Source organism: Streptomyces sp. NPDC054757 (genome assembly GCF_053612185.1).
Genome location: NZ_JBSHBW010000008.1, coordinates 74,290 through 94,304 on the forward strand (window position 1 = coordinate 74,290; position 20,015 = coordinate 94,304).

A 20,015-nucleotide genomic window follows, 5' to 3' on the forward strand; every position below is an offset into this window, starting at 1 on the left:
GGATTGGTGAGATCCGATGGCAGATGAAGAGGCCCTCCGCGATTATCTCAAGTGGGTAACGACGGACCTCTACAACACGCGTCAACGCCTGCGTGAGGTCGAGGAGCGCAGCCATGAGCCCATTGCGATCGTGGGCATCGGCTGCCGTTATCCCGGAGGAATTGAGAATCCGGAGGACTTCTGGAATCTGCTGGCCACCGGACGCGACGGAATTGCCGACCTTCCCACCGACCGCGGCTGGGACCTGGATGAGCTGAGGGGGGAGGGCCCGGACGGCCGTACGCGGCTTCCCGAAGGCGGTTTCATCGCGGACGCCAGCGGGTTCGACGCCGGCTTCTTCGGGGTCAGCCCACGTGAAGCCGTCGCCATGGACCCGCAGCAGCGGCTGCTGCTTGAGGTGTGCTGGGAGGCGCTGGAGCGGTCCGGTATCGACCCGGACTCCCTGCGCGGTTCGCAGACCGGTGTCTTCGCCGGGGCCTCGCTGTCGGGCTACGGCTTCGGCACCGACGAGGACCTCGACGTCCACCTGATGACGGGTACCTCCACCAGCGTCATCTCCGGCCGCGTGTCGTACTCGCTGGGGCTTGAAGGCCCGGCGGTGACGGTGGACACCGCGTGCTCCTCCTCGCTGGTGGCGCTCCATCTGGCCTGCCAGGCGGTGCGCTCCGGGGAGTGCTCGCTTGCGCTGGCCGGCGGGGTCACGGTCACCACCGTCCCGGTCATGTTCGCCCAGTTCTCCAAGCAGCTGGGGCTCGCGGGGGACGGGCGCTGCAAGGCGTTCTCATCCGAAGCGGACGGCATGGGCATATCCGAGGGCGCCGGCATGGTGGTCCTTGAGCGGCTCTCGGACGCCCGCCGCAACGGGCACCCGGTGCTCGCGGTGGTCCGCGGCTCGGCGATCAACCAGGACGGTGCGTCCAACGGGCTGGCCGCGCCCAACGGCCCCTCGCAGCAGCGGGTCATCCGGGCCGCGCTGGCCAACTCCCGTCTGTCCACCGCCGATGTGGACGTGGTGGAGGCGCACGGAACGGGCACCACGCTCGGCGACCCGATCGAGGCGCAGGCGGTGCTCGCCACTTACGGGCAGGGCCGCGCGGACGACCAGCCGGTCTGGCTGGGCTCGGTGAAGTCCAACATCGGCCACACCCAGGCCGGGGCCGGTATCGCGGGCGTCATCAAGCTGGTGCTGGCGCTTCAGCACCAGCAGATGCCGCAGACCCTGCACGCGGAGCAGCCCTCGCCGCACATCGACTGGTCGGCCGGGGACGTCGAGCTGCTGAGCGAGGCCCGGCCCTGGCCGCTGGGGGAGCGCGTACGACGCGGTGGTGTCTCCTCGTTCGGTGTCAGCGGCACCAATGCGCACGTCATCGTGGAGGAGGCGCCGGCCGAGGAGTCGGCCGAGGACTCGGCGGATGCGGACGGCGCGGATGGCGAGGACACCGCGCCCGAGGACGTCGGCGGCCCGACCGCTGAGCCGATCCTGCAAGGCGCCGGTGCTTGGCTGGTGTCGGCGCGTTCGGCTGAGGGGCTTGTGGCGCAGGCGGGTCGGTTGCGGGAGTGGGTGGCGTCCCGTCCGGAGCTGGAGCCTGCGGATGTGGCGTGGTCGTTGGCGGCTACGCGGTCGGCTTTCGAGCATCGTGCGGTGGTGCTGGGTTCGGGGCGTGAGGAGTTGGTTTCCGGTCTGGGGAAGCTGGAGGCCGGGGTGCCTTCGGGTTCCACGGTTTCCGGTGTGGCCCGGACGGGTGCGCGGGTGGGTCTGATTTTCGCGGGTCAGGGTGCGCAGTGGGCCGGTATGGGCCGGGACCTGTATGCGGGCAGTCCGGTCTTTGCCGAGGTGTTCGACCGGGTGTGCGGGTTGCTGGAGCTGGAGTTGGGGTCCGCTCACCCGGTGCGGGGTGTGGTCCTGGGTGTGGACGGCGTGGAGGGTGGTCTGGCGGATCAGACGCTTTACGCGCAGGCGGGGTTGTTCGCTTTTGAGGTTGCTCTGGCGGCTGTGCTGGAGGCGGCCGGTGTGAAGCCGGACGCTGTGGTGGGTCACTCGGTGGGTGAGGTGGCTGCCGCGTACGTGGCGGGAGTGCTGTCGCTTCCGGATGCGTGCAGGCTCGTGGCGGCCCGTGCACGGTTGATGCAGGAGCTGCCCGCCGGTGGTGCGATGGCTGCGGTCAACGCGTCGGAGGCGGAGGTGGTCGCTTCGCTGGCCGAGGTGCCGGGTGTGGCGGTGATCGCTGCGGTCAATGGTCCGGACTCGGTGGTGGTGTCGGGTGATGCCGAAGCCGTCGATGCGGTGTTGGAGCTGTGGCGGGAGCGGGGCCACCGGGTGCGGCGTCTGCGGGTCTCGCATGCCTTCCATTCTCCGGCGATGGACCCGGTGCTCGATGAACTGGGTTCTGTGGCGGCGGGGTTGGCGTATCACCGGCCTGAGGTGCTGTGGGCGGGTGCGCTGACCGGCGAGCTGGTGTCGGAGCCGGAGGCGGGGTACTGGCCCGCGCAGACGCGCCAGGCGGTGCGGTTCGCGGACGCGGTGGCCGCGTTGGCCCGTGAGGGTGTCTCGGTCTTCGTGGAGGTGGGTCCGGACGGGTCGTTGTCCTCGCTCGGTCCCGATGCGGTGGCCGGTGTCGGCGGTGTCGAGCCTGCGTTCGTCCCGCTCCAGCGGCGTACGGAGGAGGGGGCCACCGGTCTGGAGGCGGGTCTGGCGCGGGCGTTCGTCAGTGGTGCCCCGGTGGACTGGAAGCGTGTGCTGCCGGTGGGTGAGCCGGTGGAGTTGCCGACGTACGCCTTCCGGCACCAGCGCTACTGGCCCAAGGGCATGATGGCGCTGCCCGGCACGGTGAAGCCGGGAGCCGGAGACCCGGCCGAGCTGGGCCTGGAGGCAGTGGGCCACCCCATGCTGCGTGCCGTTGTCGACCTGGCAGGCGAGGACCAACTGGTCTGCACCGGCAGGCTGTCCGTACGCACCCAGCCCTGGCTGGCCGACCACGCCGTCGGCGGTGTGGTGGTGCTTCCCGGCACCGGCTTCGTGGAGCTGGTGGTGAGTGCGGGGCACCAGGCGGGCTGCTCACATCTCGACGAACTCACCCTGCTGGAAACGCTGGTGCTGCCCACCGAGGGCGCCGGGATGCAGATCCAGGTGGTTGTCGGCGCGGGCGACGAGGAAGGCCGCCGTCAGGTGGACGTCTTCGCCCGCCCGGACCGCTCGGAGGAGGAGCACAGCTGGGTCAGGCACGCCACGGCCCTCGTCGCCCCAGCCCGGGACTCCGCGCAGGAGACACCCCGGACGCCGGCCGACCTCACTGCCTGGCCGCCACGGAACGCCCGCGCGCTGGACATCGCCGACCTCTACACCGTACGGATGGCCGACGTCTACGGCCCCGCCCTCCAGGGCCTGCAAGCCGTCTGGCAGCGCGGCGAGGACGTCTTCGCCGAGGTGGCACTGCCGGAGGACGCCGGCGCCGCCGACCTGTACGGACTGCACCCGGTACTGCTCGACGCGGCGCTGCTCGCCGACCTTGTGGCCGGGCAGGCACAGGGACGGGAGGCGGACGGTGGACCCGACCGGATCCGTATGCCCCACGCTTGGAGAGGCGTGGAGCTGCACGCCGCCGGCGCGTCCGTGCTGCGGGTCAGGCTGCGCCGGGACGCCGACGGCACGCTGGCGCTCACCGCCGCCGATCCCTCCGGAACGACGGTGCTGTCGGTGGCCTCGGTGGAGACCCGGCCGCTCTCCGCTGACCAGCTGCGGACGGACGACGCGTGGATCCGGGACGCCCTGTTCACGGTGGAGTGGCTTCCGCAGCACCGCAACGACTCCCGGAAGACCGCCCAGAACCTGGCCCTGCACCCGGCATCGCACGGGCAGTGGGCGCTGATCGGCGCCGACCGCTTCGCCGTGGCCGAGCAGCTGAACGCCGCCGGGACACCGGTGCACAGCTACGCCGGGGTCGCCGAACTCGATGCCGCCGTCAGCGCGGGCGAGATCGTCCCCAGTACCGTGCTCGCCTGCATCAGCGGCAGTGACGCGGAGAGCGGACCTGGCGGCACGGACGGACACGGAGTCGCCGAGGCCGCCCGGAAGGTCGCAACCGCAGGACTGACGCTTATTCAGGAGTGGCTGTCCGCAACAAAGTTGACGGACGCCCAGCTCGTCCTGGTCACGTGTGGAGGTGTGTCGGTACTCCCCGGTGAGCAAGTGAAGGACCCGGCGGCCGGCGCGCTCCGGGGCCTGCTGCGCTCGGCCCAGATGGAGCACCCCGGCCGTTTCGTACTGGCCGACCTCTCCGCGGACGGCGGAGCGGGCGACCCGGTCGCGCTGCCCGCCGCCCTGGCTGCCGGCGAACCGGAGCTGGCCGTACGGGAGCAGCGCGGCTACGTCCGGCGCATGGTCCGCCCCACCGGCGCCCGGGACGCCACCGGTCACCCGCGGGAGGCCGCCACGGCGGACTCGCGCACCGTGCTGGTGACCGGCGGCACCGGAACCCTGGGCGGAGTCGTCGCCCGGCACCTGGCCGCCACGGGCAGGGCCCGCGAGGCTCTGCTGCTCAGCCGCTCCGGTCCGGCCGCCGCCGGTGTCGCCGCACTGGCCGCCGGGGTCGCCGCGCAGGGCGCGGACGTCCGGGTGATCGCCTGCGACGCGGCCGACCGGGACGCGCTGGCCGCTGTCCTGGACGCTGTCGCCGCCGACCGCCCGCTGCGCTCCGTCATACACACCGCGGGCATCATCGACGACGGTCTGGTCGACTCGCTCAGCGCCGAGCAGCTGGCCGCCGTACTGCGCCCCAAGGTGGACGCGGCCTGCCACCTGCACGATCTCACCCGCCACCTGGACCTGGACCACTTCGTCCTGTTCTCCTCCGTGGCCTCCGTCTTCGGCGGTGCGGGCCAGGCTAACTACGCGGCCGCCAACGCCTTCCTCGACACCCTGGCCGCCGACCGGCGGGCCGCCGGCCTTGCCGGTACCGCGCTGGCCTGGGGCCCGTGGATGCCGGAGGCCGGAATCGGCCGCGATCTGGACGAGGTGATGCTCCGCCGGATGACCGGCTCGGGCCTCGCCGCGCTCAGCGAGCACGAGGGCCTGACCCTGCTGGACCTGGCCCTGGAGCGGGCCGATGCACTCCTCGTACCGGCCCGTCTGAACAAGGCCGGGCTGCGGGCCCAGGCAGGCGCCACCGGCATCCCCGCACTCTGGACGGAGCTGGCGGACGACCTCGTCCCGCGCAGGGCCGCTGTCATTTCCGCTGCCGGTGCAGCCACCGCAGGGACCGGAGCCGGTGCCGCCAAGGAGTTGCGCGAGCAACTGGTGGCGCTGCCCGCCCCGGAGCGCGACCGGCTCCTGCTCGACCTGGTCCGCAGCCACGCGGCGGCCGTGCTCGGGCACCCCTCCGGCGACGCCGTCGAGGCCGGCCGGCCTTTCACCGACCTGGGCTTCGACTCGCTGATCGCCGTCGAGTTCCGCAACCGGCTCAACCCGGCGACCGGGCTGCGGCTGCCCACCACCCTCGTCTTCGACTACCCCAACCCGGTCGCGCTGGCAGGACAGCTGCGGGAGCAGCTGGTCGGCGACCTCTCGGATGACGCGGCCCCCGCCGCCCCCGAGACCACCGCCGCGTTCGCAGCGGACGAGCCGATCGCGATCGTCGGCATGGGCTGCCGCTTCCCGGGCGGAGTGACCAGCCCGGAAGAGCTGTGGCAGATGCTCGCCGACGGCGCCGACGGACTCTCCACCTTCCCCACCGACCGCGGCTGGGACCTCGAAGCGCTCTACGACCCGGACATCGAGAACGCCGGCACCTCCTACACGCAGGTCGGCGGCTTCCTCCAGGAAGCCGGCGCCTTCGACCCGGGCTTCTTCGGGATCAGCCCGCGTGAAGCCCTGGCGATGGACCCGCAGCAGCGGCTGCTCCTGGAGACCTCCTGGGAGGCCCTGGAGCGCGCCGGCATCGATCCGGCGACCCTGCGCAGCAGCCGTACCGGCGCCTTCGTCGGCGGATACGGCTCCTCCTACCTCGCCGTCAGCGTCACCGACGAGGAGGAGCTGGAGAGCCTCGGGGCGCATCTGATGACCGGCAACGCGGCGAGCGTGCTCTCCGGCCGGGTGTCCTACACCCTCGGCCTGGAGGGCCCGGCCGTCACGGTCGACACCGCGTGCTCCTCCTCACTGGTCGCTCTCCACCTGGCGGCCCAGGCCCTACGGAACGGGGAGTGCTCGCTCGCCCTGGCCGGCGGCGTCACGATCATGGCCAGCCCGGACGGCTTCCTGGCGTTCTCGCACGCCCGCGGCCTGGCGGCGGACGGGCGCTCCAAGGCGTTCTCGGACGACGCGGACGGCATGGGCATGGCCGAAGGCGCCGGCATGCTGGTGGTGGAACGCCTCTCGGACGCCCGCCGCAACGGGCACCCGGTGCTCGCCGTACTGCGCGGCTCCGCGATCAACCAGGACGGCGCGTCCAACGGGCTGACCGCGCCCAACGGCCCCTCGCAGCAGCGGGTCATCCGCGCCGCGCTGGCCAACTCCGGCCTCTCCACCGCCGATGTGGATGTGGTGGAGGCGCACGGCACCGGTACGACGCTGGGTGACCCGATCGAGGCGCAGGCGCTGCTGGCCACGTACGGCCAGGAACGCGGCGAGCGCGGCTCGCTGCTGCTGGGCTCGGTCAAGTCCAACATCGGTCACACCCAGGCCGCGGCCGGGGTCGCCGGTGTCATCAAGGTGGTGCTGGCCCTCCAGCACGAGCAGCTGCCACAGACCCTGTACGCCGAGGTGCCGTCCTCGCACGTGGACTGGGAGGGCGGTGATGTGCGGCTGCTCACCGAGGCGGTTCCGTGGCAGTCCGACGGCCGGGTGCGCCGGGCAGGCATCTCCTCGTTCGGCATCAGCGGCACCAACGCCCACCTCATCCTGGAGGAGGCCCCCGCGACGGAGCCCGACGCGGTCGACGGCCCCGAAGGCCAGACGCCATCGGAAGCGGCGCCGATACCGGTAGCCGGTGCCGGAGCCTGGGTGGTCGCCGGTCGTACCGCCGAGGCGCTGGCAGCCCAGGCGGGCCGGCTACGGGAGTGGGTTTCGGCCCGCCCCTCGCTCGAACCGGTGGATGTGGCCCGGTCGTTGGCGGCCACCCGCTCGGTCTTCGAGCACCGCGCTGTGATCGTCGGCAGCGACCGCGAGCAGCTGCTGGCGGGCCTGGCGAGCCTGGCGTCCGGCACCCCCTCGGGCTCGCTGGTCGCGGGCACGTCCAGGCCGGGCGCCCGCACGGTGTTCGTCTTCGCGGGTCAGGGTTCGCAGTGGGTGGGGATGGGGCGTGAGCTGGCGGAGGTTTCGCCGGTGTTCGCGGCGCGGCTGGGTGAGTGTGCGGCGGCGCTCTCGCCTTATGTGGACTGGTCGTTGGACGAGGTGCTTGCGGGTGCGGAGGGTGCGCCTGCGCTGGAGGCGGCTGATGTGGTTCAGCCTGCTCTGTGGGCGGTGATGGTGTCGTTGGCTGCGGTGTGGGAGGCGGCCGGTGTCGCCCCGGAGGCTGTGGTCGGGCATTCGCAGGGTGAGATCGCGGCGGCGACCGTTGCGGGGATGTTGTCCCTTGAGGATGGCGCCCGGGTGGTGGCGCTGCGCTCGAAGTCCCTGAAGGTGCTGGCGGGCCGGGGCGGGATGCTGTCCGTCAGCCGTCCGGCCTCCGAGGTCGAGGAGCGCATCGCCCGCTTTGGCGATGGTGCGTCGCTGGCGGCGGTCAACGGGCCTTCGGCGACAGTGGTTTCGGGTGAGCCGGATGCTCTGGAGGAGTTGAAGGCGGAGTTCGAGGCCGAGGGTGCCAGGGCGCGGATGGTGGCGGTGGACTACGCCTCGCACTCCGCTCAGGTGGACCGGCTTGAGGAGGAGATCACGGCCGCGCTGGCCGGGATATCCCCGAGCCGCGGCCGGGTCACCATGGTCTCCGCGATGACCGGGGAGACGCTGTCCGGTGAGGAGCTGGACGCCGGGTACTGGTTCCGCAGCCTGCGCGCCACCGTGCACTTCGACCGCGCGGTACGAGTGCTGGCCGGGCAGGCCTGCCAGGTCTTCGTAGAGGTGACGCCGCATCCGGTGCTGATGGGTGCGATGAACGACACCCTGGAGGATGTCGCCCGGCACTCCGGACCGGGTGCCGAGCCGGCCGCCGTCTGCGGGACGCTGCGCAGGGACGAGGGCGGCACGGAGCGGCTGGTGACCTCGCTGGCCGAGGCGTTCGTCCACGGGGCACCGGTCGACTGGAAGTCGGTCCTCCCCGCAGGTGAGCAGGTGGAGCTGCCGACGTATGCCTTCCGCCACCGGCGCTACTGGCCCGAGGGCATGCTGGCGCTCCCGATCGGCGGCTCCCTGGCCGCCGGAGTCGACGGTGCGAGTACCGGCGCGGAGTCCGCCTTCTGGGCCGCCGTCGAGGGCGGGGACCTGAGCCGACTCGGTGAGACGCTGGCACTGGAGGGTGCGCGCCCGTTCAACGACGTACTGCCGGCGCTTGCGTCCTGGCGGCGCCAGGAGCAGGACCGGTCGACCACCGCCAACTGGCGCTACCGCATCGGTTGGTCAGCGATCGCCGAGCCGGATTCCCGGCCGCTGTCCGGCAGGTGGCTGGTGGTGACATCGGCCGGCTCGGACGGCGGTGCGGGGGAGCAGTGCCTCGCGGCGCTCTCTGCCCGCGGCGCCGATGTCGTACTGGTCGAGGCCCCGGCCGGGGCCTCCGACCGGGCCCAGGTCGCCGCGCTGCTGACCGGTGATGCGGACACCTCCGCCGTCTCGGGCGTGCTGTCTCTGCTGGCGCTGGACGAGACTCCGCTGCCGGACCACCCGGTGGTGAACGCCGGCCTGGCCGGCACCCTCGCGCTGGTCCAGGCCCTGGGGGACACCGGGATCGAGGCACCGTTGTGGATCGCCACCCGCGGCGCCGTGGCGGCCGGCCGAGGTGAGGCGCTGACGCATCCGGTACAGGCGCAGGTGTGGGGTCTGGGCCGGGTCGTCGGCCTGGAGCACCCGGAGCGCTGGGGCGGCCTGGTCGACCTGCCGGAGACCGTGGACGAGCGGGCCGGTGCGCGGCTGGTCGCGGTGCTGGCCGGCTGCGGGGAGAACGAGGTCGCCGTCCGGCGGGCCGGGATCCTGGGCCGCCGACTGACGAGCGTCCCGCGGAGCGGCGGCCACGGGGAGGGCTGGACGCCGCGCGGCGCAGTGCTGATCACCGGCGGGACCGGGGCGATCGCCGGACACGTGGCGCGCCGGCTGGCCGACCGGGGCGCCGAGCGCCTGATACTGACCAGCCGCTCCGGACCGACCGCCGCGGGCGCGGCGGCCCTGGCGGCCGAACTCGCCGCAGCCGGCTCCGAAGTCCAGATCGTCGCGTGCGACGTGAGCGAGCGCCCGGCGCTGTCCGGGCTGCTGGAGTGGCTCGCGGCGAGCGGCCCCGCACTCTCCTCGGTGCTGCACACGGCCGCCGTCCTGGACGACGGAGTCGTGGACCGCCTCTCGCCGGCGCGACTGGCGTCCGTGCTGGAGGTGAAGGTCCAGGGCGCGGCGCTGCTGGACGAGCTGACGGCGGATCTGGAGCTGGACGCGTTCGTACTGTTCTCCTCGGCGGCCTCCACTCTGGGCGGTCCCGGTCAGGGCAACTACGCGGCGGCCAACTCGTATCTGGACGCGCTGGCGGAGAACCGGCGGGCCCGTGGGCTTGCCGGTCTGGCAGTCGCCTGGGGCCTGTGGGGCGGTGAGGGCCTGGCACAGTCCAATGAGGCCATCCGCTCCCGGATGCGCAGGACCGCGATGCCGCCGATGGATCCGCGGCTCGCCGTGGAGGCCCTGGTCGAGGCAGTGGACGGTCCGGACGCCGCCGTGACGGTGATGGACTTCGACCCGCAGCAGCTGGGCTCGGCGCCGGGAACGGCGCACGTCCTGGAGATGCCACTGGTCCGGGACATGGCGGAGATCCGCCGACTGGCCGCCGCGCGCGCCGGTACCGGCAGCGCCGGTGCGGCTCCCAGGGCCGAGGGCGAACTCGCCGCCCGGCTCGCCGGTCTTGGCCGCTCGGAGCAGGACCGCGTGCTGACCGACGTGGTCCGTGCCGAGGCCGCCGCCGTACTGGGGCACGAATCGGCGGAGCTGGTACAGGCCCGGCAGGCGTTCCGGGACCTGGGCTTCGACTCGCTGACCTCGGTCGAGCTGCGTAACCAGCTGAACGCGGCGACCGGGCTGCGGCTGCCGGCAACCCTGGTCTTCGACCACCCGACGCCGGTGGCGCTGGCCGCCTTCCTGCACGGCGAACTGGTCGGCGCACATCCGGACAACGCCGCCGAAGCCGCAACCGCCGCCCCGGTCGCCGCTGTGGCGGCCCCTGTGGTGGATGAGCCGTTGGCGATTGTGGGTATGGCGTGCCGGTTCCCCGGGGGAGCGAACTCGCCTGAGGAGTTCTGGGAGTTGTTGGCGTCCGGTGGTGATGCGGTGGGTGGTTTTCCGACGGATCGTGGTTGGGATCTGGAGGGTTTCTTCGATCCGGAGGGGGAGAGTGCGGGGACTTCGTATACGGAGTCGGGTGCGTTTTTGCGGGGTGCGGCGGAGTTTGATGCGGGGTTCTTCGGGATCAGTCCGCGTGAGGCCCTTGCTATGGATCCGCAGCAGCGGTTGATGTTGGAGACGTCGTGGGAGGCGTTGGAGCGGGCGGGGATCGATCCGTCATCGCTGCGGGGCAGCGCGACCGGTGTCTTCGCAGGCGGTTTCGGATCCGGCTACGCCATCGGCATGGCACTCACCGGTCAGGACGGCTCCGGTGTCGAGGGCCATCTGATGACCGGCAACTCCACCAGTGTGCTTTCCGGCCGTGTTTCGTACGCGTTGGGTCTTGAGGGTCCGGCGGTGACGGTGGATACGGCGTGTTCGTCGTCGTTGGTGGCGTTGAATCTTGCGGCGCAGGCGGTGCGTTCGGGTGAGTGCTCGATGGCGCTGGCTGGTGGCGTGACGGTGATGGCGACTCCGTTCTCGTTTGTGGAGTTCTCGCGTCAGCAGGGTCTTTCGGTGGACGGCCGTTGCCGTGCGTTCTCGGAGGACGCGAACGGGACCGGGTGGGCCGAGGGCGCTGGGGTTCTGGTGGTGGAGCGCTTGTCGGAGGCGCGGCGCAACGGCCACCGGGTGTTGGCTGTGTTGCGTGGTTCGGCGGTGAATCAGGATGGTGCGTCGAATGGTTTGTCGGCGCCGAATGGTCCGTCGCAGCAGCGGGTGATTCGTGCGGCGTTGGCGAATGCGCGTTTGTCGGCTGCTGATGTGGATGTGGTGGAGGCGCACGGGACGGGTACGACGCTGGGTGACCCGATTGAGGCGCAGGCGTTGTTGGCTACGTATGGTCAGGAGCGTGCGGGGGGTGCTCCGTTGTGGCTGGGTGCGGTGAAGTCGAACATCGGGCATACGCAGGCCGCGGCCGGGGTTGCTGGTGTGATCAAGATGGTGTTGGCGTTGCAGCATGAGCGGTTGCCGCGGACGTTGCATGCCGAGGACCCGTCGTCGCATGTGGACTGGTCGGCGGGTGAGGTGCGGCTGCTGGATGAGTCGGTGGCGTGGCCGGTGGGGGAGCGTCCGCGTCGGGCTGGGGTGTCGGCGTTCGGGATCAGTGGGACGAATGCGCACGTCATCATCGAGGAAGCCCCCGCCGTAGAGGCGGCCGTTGCGGTGTGGGACGTTGCTCCGGCTGCGGTGCGGGAATCGGCTCGGGTGGGTTCGGGCATCGGCGCGTGGCTGCTGTCCGGCCGGTCGGCTGAGGGTCTTGCGGCGCAGGCGGGTCGGTTGCGGGAGTGGGTGACGTCCCGTCCGGGGCTGGAACCGGCTGATGTGGCGTGGTCGTTGGCGACGACCCGATCCGCGTTCGAGCACCGCGCGGTGGTACTGGGCACGGAGCGGGACGAGCTCATGTCCGCGGTATCCGATCTGGCGGCCGGGGTGTCGTCGGGTGCGGTGGTGTCGGGTGTGGCACCCGCGGATGCCCGGGTGGGTCTGATCTTTGCTGGTCAGGGTGCTCAGTGGGCCGGTATGGGCCGGGATCTGTATGCGGGCAGTCCGGTCTTTGCCGAGGTATTCGACCGGGTGTGCGGGTTGTTGGAGCTGGAGTTGGGGACCGCTCATCGGGTGCGGGATGTGGTCCTGGGCGTGGATGGTGTGGATCCGGAGTTGGCGGATCAGACGCTGTATGCGCAGGCGGGGTTGTTCGCTTTCGAGGTTGCTCTGGCGGGTGTGCTGGAGGCGTCTGGTGTGAGGCCGGATGCGGTGGTGGGTCACTCGGTGGGTGAGGTGGCTGCCGCGTACGTAGCGGGTGTCCTCTCACTTCCGGACGCGTGCAGGCTCGTGGCGACGCGTGCCCGTCTGATGCAGGAGCTGCCTTCGGGTGGTGCGATGGCTGCGGTGAATGCGTCGGAGGCGGAGGTGGTCGCCTCTCTCGTGGAGGTGTCCGGTGATGTCGCGGTGGCTGCGGTCAATGGTCCGGATTCGGTGGTGGTGTCGGGTGATGCCGGGGCCGTGGATGCGGTGGTGGAGCTGTGGCGGGAGCGGGGCCACCGGGTGCGGCGACTGCGGGTCTCGCACGCTTTCCATTCCCCGGCGATGGACCCGGTGCTCGACGAACTGAGTGATGTCGCAAAGGGATTGGAGTACTGCCGTCCGGAGATCATGTGGGCGGGTGCGCTGAGTGGTGAGTTGGTGTCGGAGCCGGGTGCGGGGTACTGGCCTGCGCAGACGCGGCAGGCGGTGCGGTTCGCCGATGCGGTGGCGGCCCTGGCCCGTGAGGGTGTCTCGGTCTTCGTGGAGGTGGGTCCGGACGGTTCGCTGTCCTCCCTCGGTCCGGAGGCGGTGGCTGAGGTGCAGAGTGTGGAGCCGGCCTTCGTCCCGCTGCAACGGCGGGACGAGGCGGGCGTTGCGAGCCTGCTGACCGGTCTGGCACGGGCGTTCGTCAACGGTGCCCCGGTGGACTGGGAGAGGGTGCTGCCGGGCGGTGAGCCGGTGGAGTTGCCGACGTACGCCTTCCGGCACCAGCGGTACTGGCCCGAGGGCATTCTCCCGCTCATGCCGTCGGCCGTTGTACACGGCGACGCCGCGAGCACGGCTGCGGAGGCCGAGTTCTGGGCAGCGGTGGAGGACGGCGATCTCGCACGGATCGCCGACACCCTGGCCATCGACGACGAGGAGCAGCTCCGCACGGTGCTCCCGGCGCTGGCATCGTGGCACCGCCGTGAGCTGGACAGGTCGGCCACCGCCGACTGGCGCTACCGGACGGTCTGGTCGCCCGTCGCCGAGCCCGACCCGCGCGTGCTGACCGGCACCTGGGTGCTGCTCGTACCGGCCGGTTCCGCGGAGATGCCACGGCAGCAGTGTGCGGCTGCGCTGGCTGCCCGAGGCGCCGAGGTCGCGGTGATCGATGTCCCGTACGGGACGGTGGAGCGCGCCGAACTGGCCGCGCTGCTCGGCAAGGTGGCGGAGCCCTCCGCGGTGTCCGGGGTGCTGTCTCTGCTGGCGCTGGACGAGGCGCCGCTGCCGGACCATTCGGAGGTGACCGGCGGTATCGCAGCCACCCTCGGCCTGGTGCAGGGGCTCGGGGACGCCGGGATCGAGGCACCGCTGTGGGTGGCCACATCCGGCGCGGTGGCGGCCGGTGCGAAGGAGGCGCCGACGCGTCCCGTACAGGCACAGGTCTGGGGGCTTGGCCGGGTCGTGGCGCTGGAACACCCCGACCGGTGGGGCGGGTTGATCGACCTGCCGGAGACGCTCGACGAGCGGTCCGGTGCACGGCTGGCCGGGGTACTGGCCGGCTGCGGGGAGAACGAGGTGGCCCTGCGGCCGTCCGGAATCCTCGGCCGCCGGCTCGCACGTGTGACGCGACACGTCTCCGGAGAGGGCTGGTCGCCGCGCGGCAGCGTCCTGATCACCGGTGGGACGGGCGCGATCGCCGGCCATGTGGCGCGCCGTCTTTCCGGCCGGGGCGCCGAGAGGCTGGTGCTCACCAGCCGGTCCGGTCCGGCGGCTGAAGGTGCGGCGGTGCTGGCTGCGGAGCTTGCCCAGGCAGGTTCCGCCGTACAGGTCGTGGCGTGCGATGTGAGTGAACGGGAGTCCCTGTGCGGCCTGTTGGAGCAGATCGCGCGGAGCGGACCGGCGCTGTCGTCGGTGCTGCACACCGCTGCGGTGCTGGACGACGGCGTCGTTGACCGGCTGTCGGTCTCCCGTCTGCAGACGGTGCTGGCGGTCAAGGCCCGGGGCGCGGCCCTGCTGGACGAGCTGACCGCCGACCTGGACCTGGATGCCTTCGTACTGTTCTCCGCGGCCGCCGCCACCCTCGGCGGCCCCGGTCAGGGCAACTACGCGGCGGCCAACGCCTATCTGGACGCCCTCGCGGAGAACCGGCGTGCCCGTGGGTTGAGCGCGCTGGCCGTGGCCTGGGGCGCCTGGTCCGGCGGCGGTATGGCCGAGTCGAGCGGAGCCGTGCGGGCGAGGGTCGGACGCGGCGCGATGCCGCCGATGGACCCACAGCTCGCCGTCCGTGCCCTGTACGAAGCGCTGAGCGGCCCGGATGCCACCGTCACCGTCATGGACGTGGACTGGCCGCAGCTCGCCTCGGGGCCGGGGACCGCGGAGGTGCTGAAGCGGCCACTGGTGCGGGATCTGCCCGAGGTGCGCCGGCTGGCCGCCGTCGGCGACGTCCCGGCCGTCGTCCACGCCGAGGGTGAACTGCCGCGTCAGCTGACCGGGTTGGGCCGCACCGAGCAGGAGCGGCTGCTCGCGGATGTGGTGCGCGGCGAGGCCGCGGTGGTGCTGGGCCACACCTCGGCCGAGGCGGTGGAGGACCGGCGTGCGTTCAAGGATCTGGGCTTCGACTCGCTGACCGCTGTCGAGCTGCGCAACCGGCTCAACACGGCCACCGGGCTCCGGCTGCCCAGCACCCTGGTCTTCGACTACCCGACGCCGGTCGCGCTGGCCGCGTTCCTGCGCGGCGAGCTGACCGACGGGGAGCCGGACACCGCCGCGATTCCGGGCGCCACCGGGGTCGCGGCCCCGGCGGACGAGCCGCTGGCGATCGTCGGCATGGCCTGCCGCTTCCCCGGCGGCGCGGGCAGCCCGGAGGAGTTCTGGCAGCTGCTGGCCTCCGGCAGTGACGCCGTGGGCGGGTTCCCGACCGACCGGGGCTGGGACCTGGAGAACGTCTACGACCCGGACGGCGAGAGCACAGGCACCACGTACACCCGTTCCGGCGGCTTCCTGCGGGACGCCGCCTGGTTCGACGCCGGTTTCTTCGGGATCAGTCCGCGTGAGGCGCTGGCGATGGATCCGCAGCAGCGGCTGATGCTGGAGACGTCGTGGGAGGCGCTGGAGCGGGCCGGGATCGACCCGTCCTCGCTGCGGGAGAGCGCCACCGGCGTCTTCGCGGGTGGCTTCGCCTCCGGCTACGGGCTCGGCGTGACGCTGGCAGGGCAGGTCGAGGAGTCCGGGGCCGAGGGACACGTACTGACCGGCAACGCCACCAGCGTCCTCTCCGGCCGCGTGTCCTACGCCCTCGGCCTGGAGGGCCCGGCGGTCACCGTCGACACCGCATGCTCCTCATCGCTGGTGGCGCTCCATCTGGCGGGCCAGGCGCTGCGTTCGGGTGAGTGCTCGCTGGCGCTCGCGGGTGGCGCGACGGTGATGGCGACCCCCGGTACGTTCATCGACTTCTCGCGGCAGCAGGGGCTTTCGGAGGATGGCCGGTGCCGGGCGTTCTCGGAGGACGCGGACGGTACGGGCTGGGCCGAGGGCGCGGGCATGCTCGTCGTCGAGCGGCTCTCGGACGCCCGCCGCAACGGCCACAAGGTGCTGGCCCTGGTACGGGGAGACGCCGTCAACCAGGACGGTGCGTCCAACGGTCTGACCGCCCCCAACGGCCCCTCGCAGCAGCGGGTCATCCGCGCCGCGCTGGCCAACTCCGGCCTCTCCACCGCCGATGTGGATGTGGTGGAGGCGCACGGGACCGGTACGACGCTGGGTGATCCGATCGAGGCGCAGGCGCTGCTGGCCACGTACGGCCAGGAACGCGGCGAGCGCGGCTCGCTGTGGCTGGGCTCGGTGAAGTCCAACATCGGTCACACCCAGGCCGCTGCGGGTGTCGCCGGGATCATCAAGATGGTGCTGGCGCTCCAGCACGAGCAGCTGCCACGGACGCTGTACGCGGACGAACCGTCGTCCCACGTGGACTGGACGGCCGGTGCGGTCCGGCTGCTGAACCAGCAGGTGGACTGGTGCTCCGACGGCGACCGGGTACGCCGGGCCGCTGTCTCGGCGTTCGGGATGAGCGGCACCAACGCGCACGTCATCCTGGAAGAGGCGCCCGCCGATGACACGGATGAGGCCACCACCGAGCCGGGTACCGAACCGGTGATCCCGGTGGTCGCCGGCGCAGGTGCCTGGCTGCTCTCCGGGCGGACCGCGGACAGCCTCACCGCGCAGGCGGCGCGGCTGCGGGAGTGGACGGTGGGCCGTCCCGAGTTGGAACCGGCCGATGTGGCCCGGTCGTTGGCGGTCACTCGCTCGGTGTTCGAGCACCGGGCGGTGGTGGTCGGTACGGACCGCGCCGGGCTGACCGGTGGTCTGGAGAGCCTGGCTACGGGTGTTCCGGGCGGCGCTGTGGTGTCAGGCACGGCCCGCTCAGGCGTCCGCCCGGTGTTCGCGTTCGCAGGTCAGGGCTCGCAGTGGGCGGGGATGGGCCGGGAGCTGGCGGAGGTCTCGCCGGTGTTCAAGGAGCGGCTTGCCGAGTGTGCGGCGGCGCTGTCACCGTATGCGGACTGGTCGTTGGACGAGGTGTTGGCGGGTGCGGATGGTGCGCCCGCGTTGGAAGCGGCTGACGTGGTTCAGCCTGCTCTGTGGGCGGTGATGGTGTCGTTGGCTGCGGTGTGGGAGGCGGCGGGTGTCGCCCCGGAGGCTGTGGTGGGGCATTCGCAGGGTGAGATTGCTGCGGCGACCGTTGCGGGGATGTTGTCCCTTGAGGACGGTGCCCGGGTGGTGGCGCTGCGCTCGAAGTCGCTGAAGGTGCTTGCTGGTGCGGGCGGGATGCTGTCGGTGAGCCGTCCGGCTTCTGAGGTCGAGGAGCGCATCGCCCGCTTTGGTGAGCGTGCGTCGCTGGCGGCGGTCAACGGGCCTTCGGCGACGGTGGTTTCGGGTGAGCCGAACGCGCTTGAGGAGTTGAAGGCGGAGTTCGAGGCGGAAGGTGCCAGGGCGCGGATGGTGGCGGTGGACTACGCCTCGCACTCCGCTCAGGTGGACCGGCTGGAGAAGGAGATCATCTCCGTTCTGGCCGAGGTGGCCCCGCGCCGGGGCAGGGTGCCGATGGTTTCCGCGATGACCGGCGAGACCCTGACCGGTGAGGAGCTGGACGCCGGATACTGGTTCCGGAGCCTCCGTGCCACGGTCCACTTCGACCGCGCGGTACGGACCCTGGCGGGCCGCGGACACCAGCTCTTCATCGAGGTCACCCCGCACTCCGTACTGATGGGCGCGATGAACGACACCCTGCAGGACCTCGCCCTGGAAACCGGACCGGGTGGGGAGCCGGCCGCCGTCTGCGGGACGCTCCGGCGCGACGAGGGCGGCACGCAACGGCTGGTGACCTCGCTGGCCGAGGCATATGTCAACGGCGCCCCGGTGGAGTGGAAGTCGGTCCTTCCCACGGGTGAGCAGATCGAGCTGCCGACCTACGCGTTCCGCCGCAGCCGGTTCTGGCCGGAAGGTCTCCTGACGCTGCCGGTGCCTGGCGCCGTCGCCGCCGGAGACGGGTCCGGCAGTGAGGTGGACGCCGCGTTCTGGGCCGCCGTCGAAGGCGGTGACCCGACGCGGCTCGCCGAGACCCTGTCCGTGGACGCGGGCCGTCCGTTCAGCGAGGTGCTTCCGGCGCTGGCCTCCTGGCGACGCCGGGAACAGGAGCGCTCCACCGCCGCCAACTGGCGCTACCGCATCAGTTGGTCGGCGATCACGGAGCCGGACTCCCGGCTGCTGTCCGGCACCTGGCTGGTGGTGGCCCCGGCGGGCGGGGACGGCGGTGCGGCCGAGCAGACCGCTGCCGCGCTCTCCAGCCGCGGCGCCCAGTCCGTGGTGGTCGAGGTTCCGGCCGGAACGGCGGACCGCTCAGTACTGGCCGCGCTGCTGACCGGAGCGGCGGACACCTCCGCCGTCTCGGGAGTGCTGTCTCTGCTGGCGCTGGACGAGACACCGCTGCCGGACCACCCGGTGGTGAACGCCGGACTGGCCGGCACCCTCGCCCTGGTCCAGGCGCTCGGGGACGCGGGTATCGAGGCACCGCTCTGGCTGGCCACCCGCGGTGCGGTCGCGGCCGGCCCGGGTGAGCTGCTGGCCCGCCCGGCGCAGGCACAGGTCTGGGGTCTGGGCCGGGTCATCGCACTGGAACAGCCCGAGCGCTGGGGCGGGCTGGTCGACCTGCCGGAGACACTGGACGACCGGGCGGGCGCCCGGCTTGTGGCGCTGCTGGCAGGCTGCGGGGAGAACGAGGCGGCCATCCGCTCCGCCGGGATCCTGGGCCGCCGGATGTCCCGGGTACCGCGGCGCGACCCCCGCACCCCCTGGACGCCGCGGGGGACCGTGCTGGTCACCGGCGGCACCGGAGCCATCGCCGGGCACATCTCGCAGTGGCTGATCAGCCGCGGCGCCGAACGGCTGGTGCTGACCGGCCGCTCCGGCGCGGCGGCGCCCGGTATCGCCGCGCGGGCCGCGGAGCTGGCCACCGCCGGCGCCCACGTGGACGTGGTCTCCTGCGACGTATCCCGGCGCGCACCCCTGACCGGGCTGCTGGACTGGATCGGCCGCACCGGACCTGCCCTGTCCTCGGTGCTGCACACCGCGGCCGTCCTTGACGACGGTGTGGTGGACCGCCTCACCACTGCCCGGATGGAGACCGTGCTGGGTGTGAAGGCACACGGCGCGTCGCTGCTGGACGAGCTGACGGCGGGTCTGGAGCTGGACGCGTTCGTACTGTTCTCCTCTGCGGCCTCCACCTTGGGCGGGCCCGGTCAGGGCAATTACGCGGCGGCCAACTCGTATCTGGACGCGTTGGCGGAGAACCGGCGGGCCCGTGGTCTTGCCGGTCTGGCAGTCGCCTGGGGCCTGTGGGGCGGCGGCGGTCTGGGCGAGTCCAACGAGGCCATCCGCTCCCGGATGCGCCGGATCCCGATGCCGCCGATGGACCCGCAGCTCGCAGTCCGGGCACTGGGCGAGTCGCTGGACGGACCGGAGCCGACTGTGACGGTGATGGACTTCGACTGGCAGCAGCTGGGCTCGGCACCTGGTTCGGCGGACGAACTGGACCTGCCGCTGGTCCGGGACATCCCGGAGATCCGCCGACTGGCAGCGGAGCGGGCCGCAGCGGGTGGAGTCTCGCGCAGCTCCAGCGACGGCGAACTCGCCACTCGGGTGGCCGGTCTCGGCCGCTCCGAGCAGATCCGGGTGCTGACCGACGCGGTCCGCGCCGAGGCCGCCGCGGTGCTCGGGCACACATCGGCGGACGCGGTGCAGGCCCGGCAGGCCTTCAAGGATCTGGGCTTCGACTCGCTCACCGCCGTCGAACTGCGCAACCGGCTCAGCGCCGTGACCGGGCTGCGGCTGCCGGCCACTCTCGTCTTCGACCACCCCACCCCGACCGCGCTCGCCGACCGGCTGCGCACCGAGATCGCCCCGGAAGAGGCGACGGCAGCACCGGTCCTGGGCGAACTCGACCGGCTGGAGGCCTCTATGCGCTCCGGACTCATGGACGAATCGGTACGCGAAATGGCCACCAGCCGGCTGCGGCGGCTGCTGGACACCATCGGGGAGCAGGCCGCCGACCGAAGCGAGAAGCGGCACACAGCCGATATCGACGACGCCACCGATGACGAGCTGTTCGCCTTCGTCGAGGAACTCGAGTGACACCTTTCAGGCCCTGACCGGCCACGGCCGACCGGTCCGTCCCCGCACCTGTGCGGGACGGGTCACCTCCGACTCTGCTCAAAATCATTGCAAGGAGCTCACC

The 20,015-nt window shown here is 72.1% G+C and carries 1 protein-coding gene; it reads left to right on the forward strand.

Translation table 11 applies throughout. The features are described 5' to 3' along the window. Positions 1-16: 16 nt before the first annotated feature. A complete protein-coding gene (locus ACWGKJ_RS13240; protein WP_385024850.1) occupies positions 17-19,912 on the forward strand; it encodes a type I polyketide synthase in 19,896 nt (6,631 codons plus the stop codon). Positions 19,913-20,015 lie beyond the last annotated feature (103 nt).

What these genes read in the sequence shown, in the direction of transcription:
- ACWGKJ_RS13240 (WP_385024850.1), top strand. Translation starts at nt 17, where the DNA reads ATGGCAGATGAAGAGGCCCTCCGCGATTATCTCAAGTGGGTAACGACG.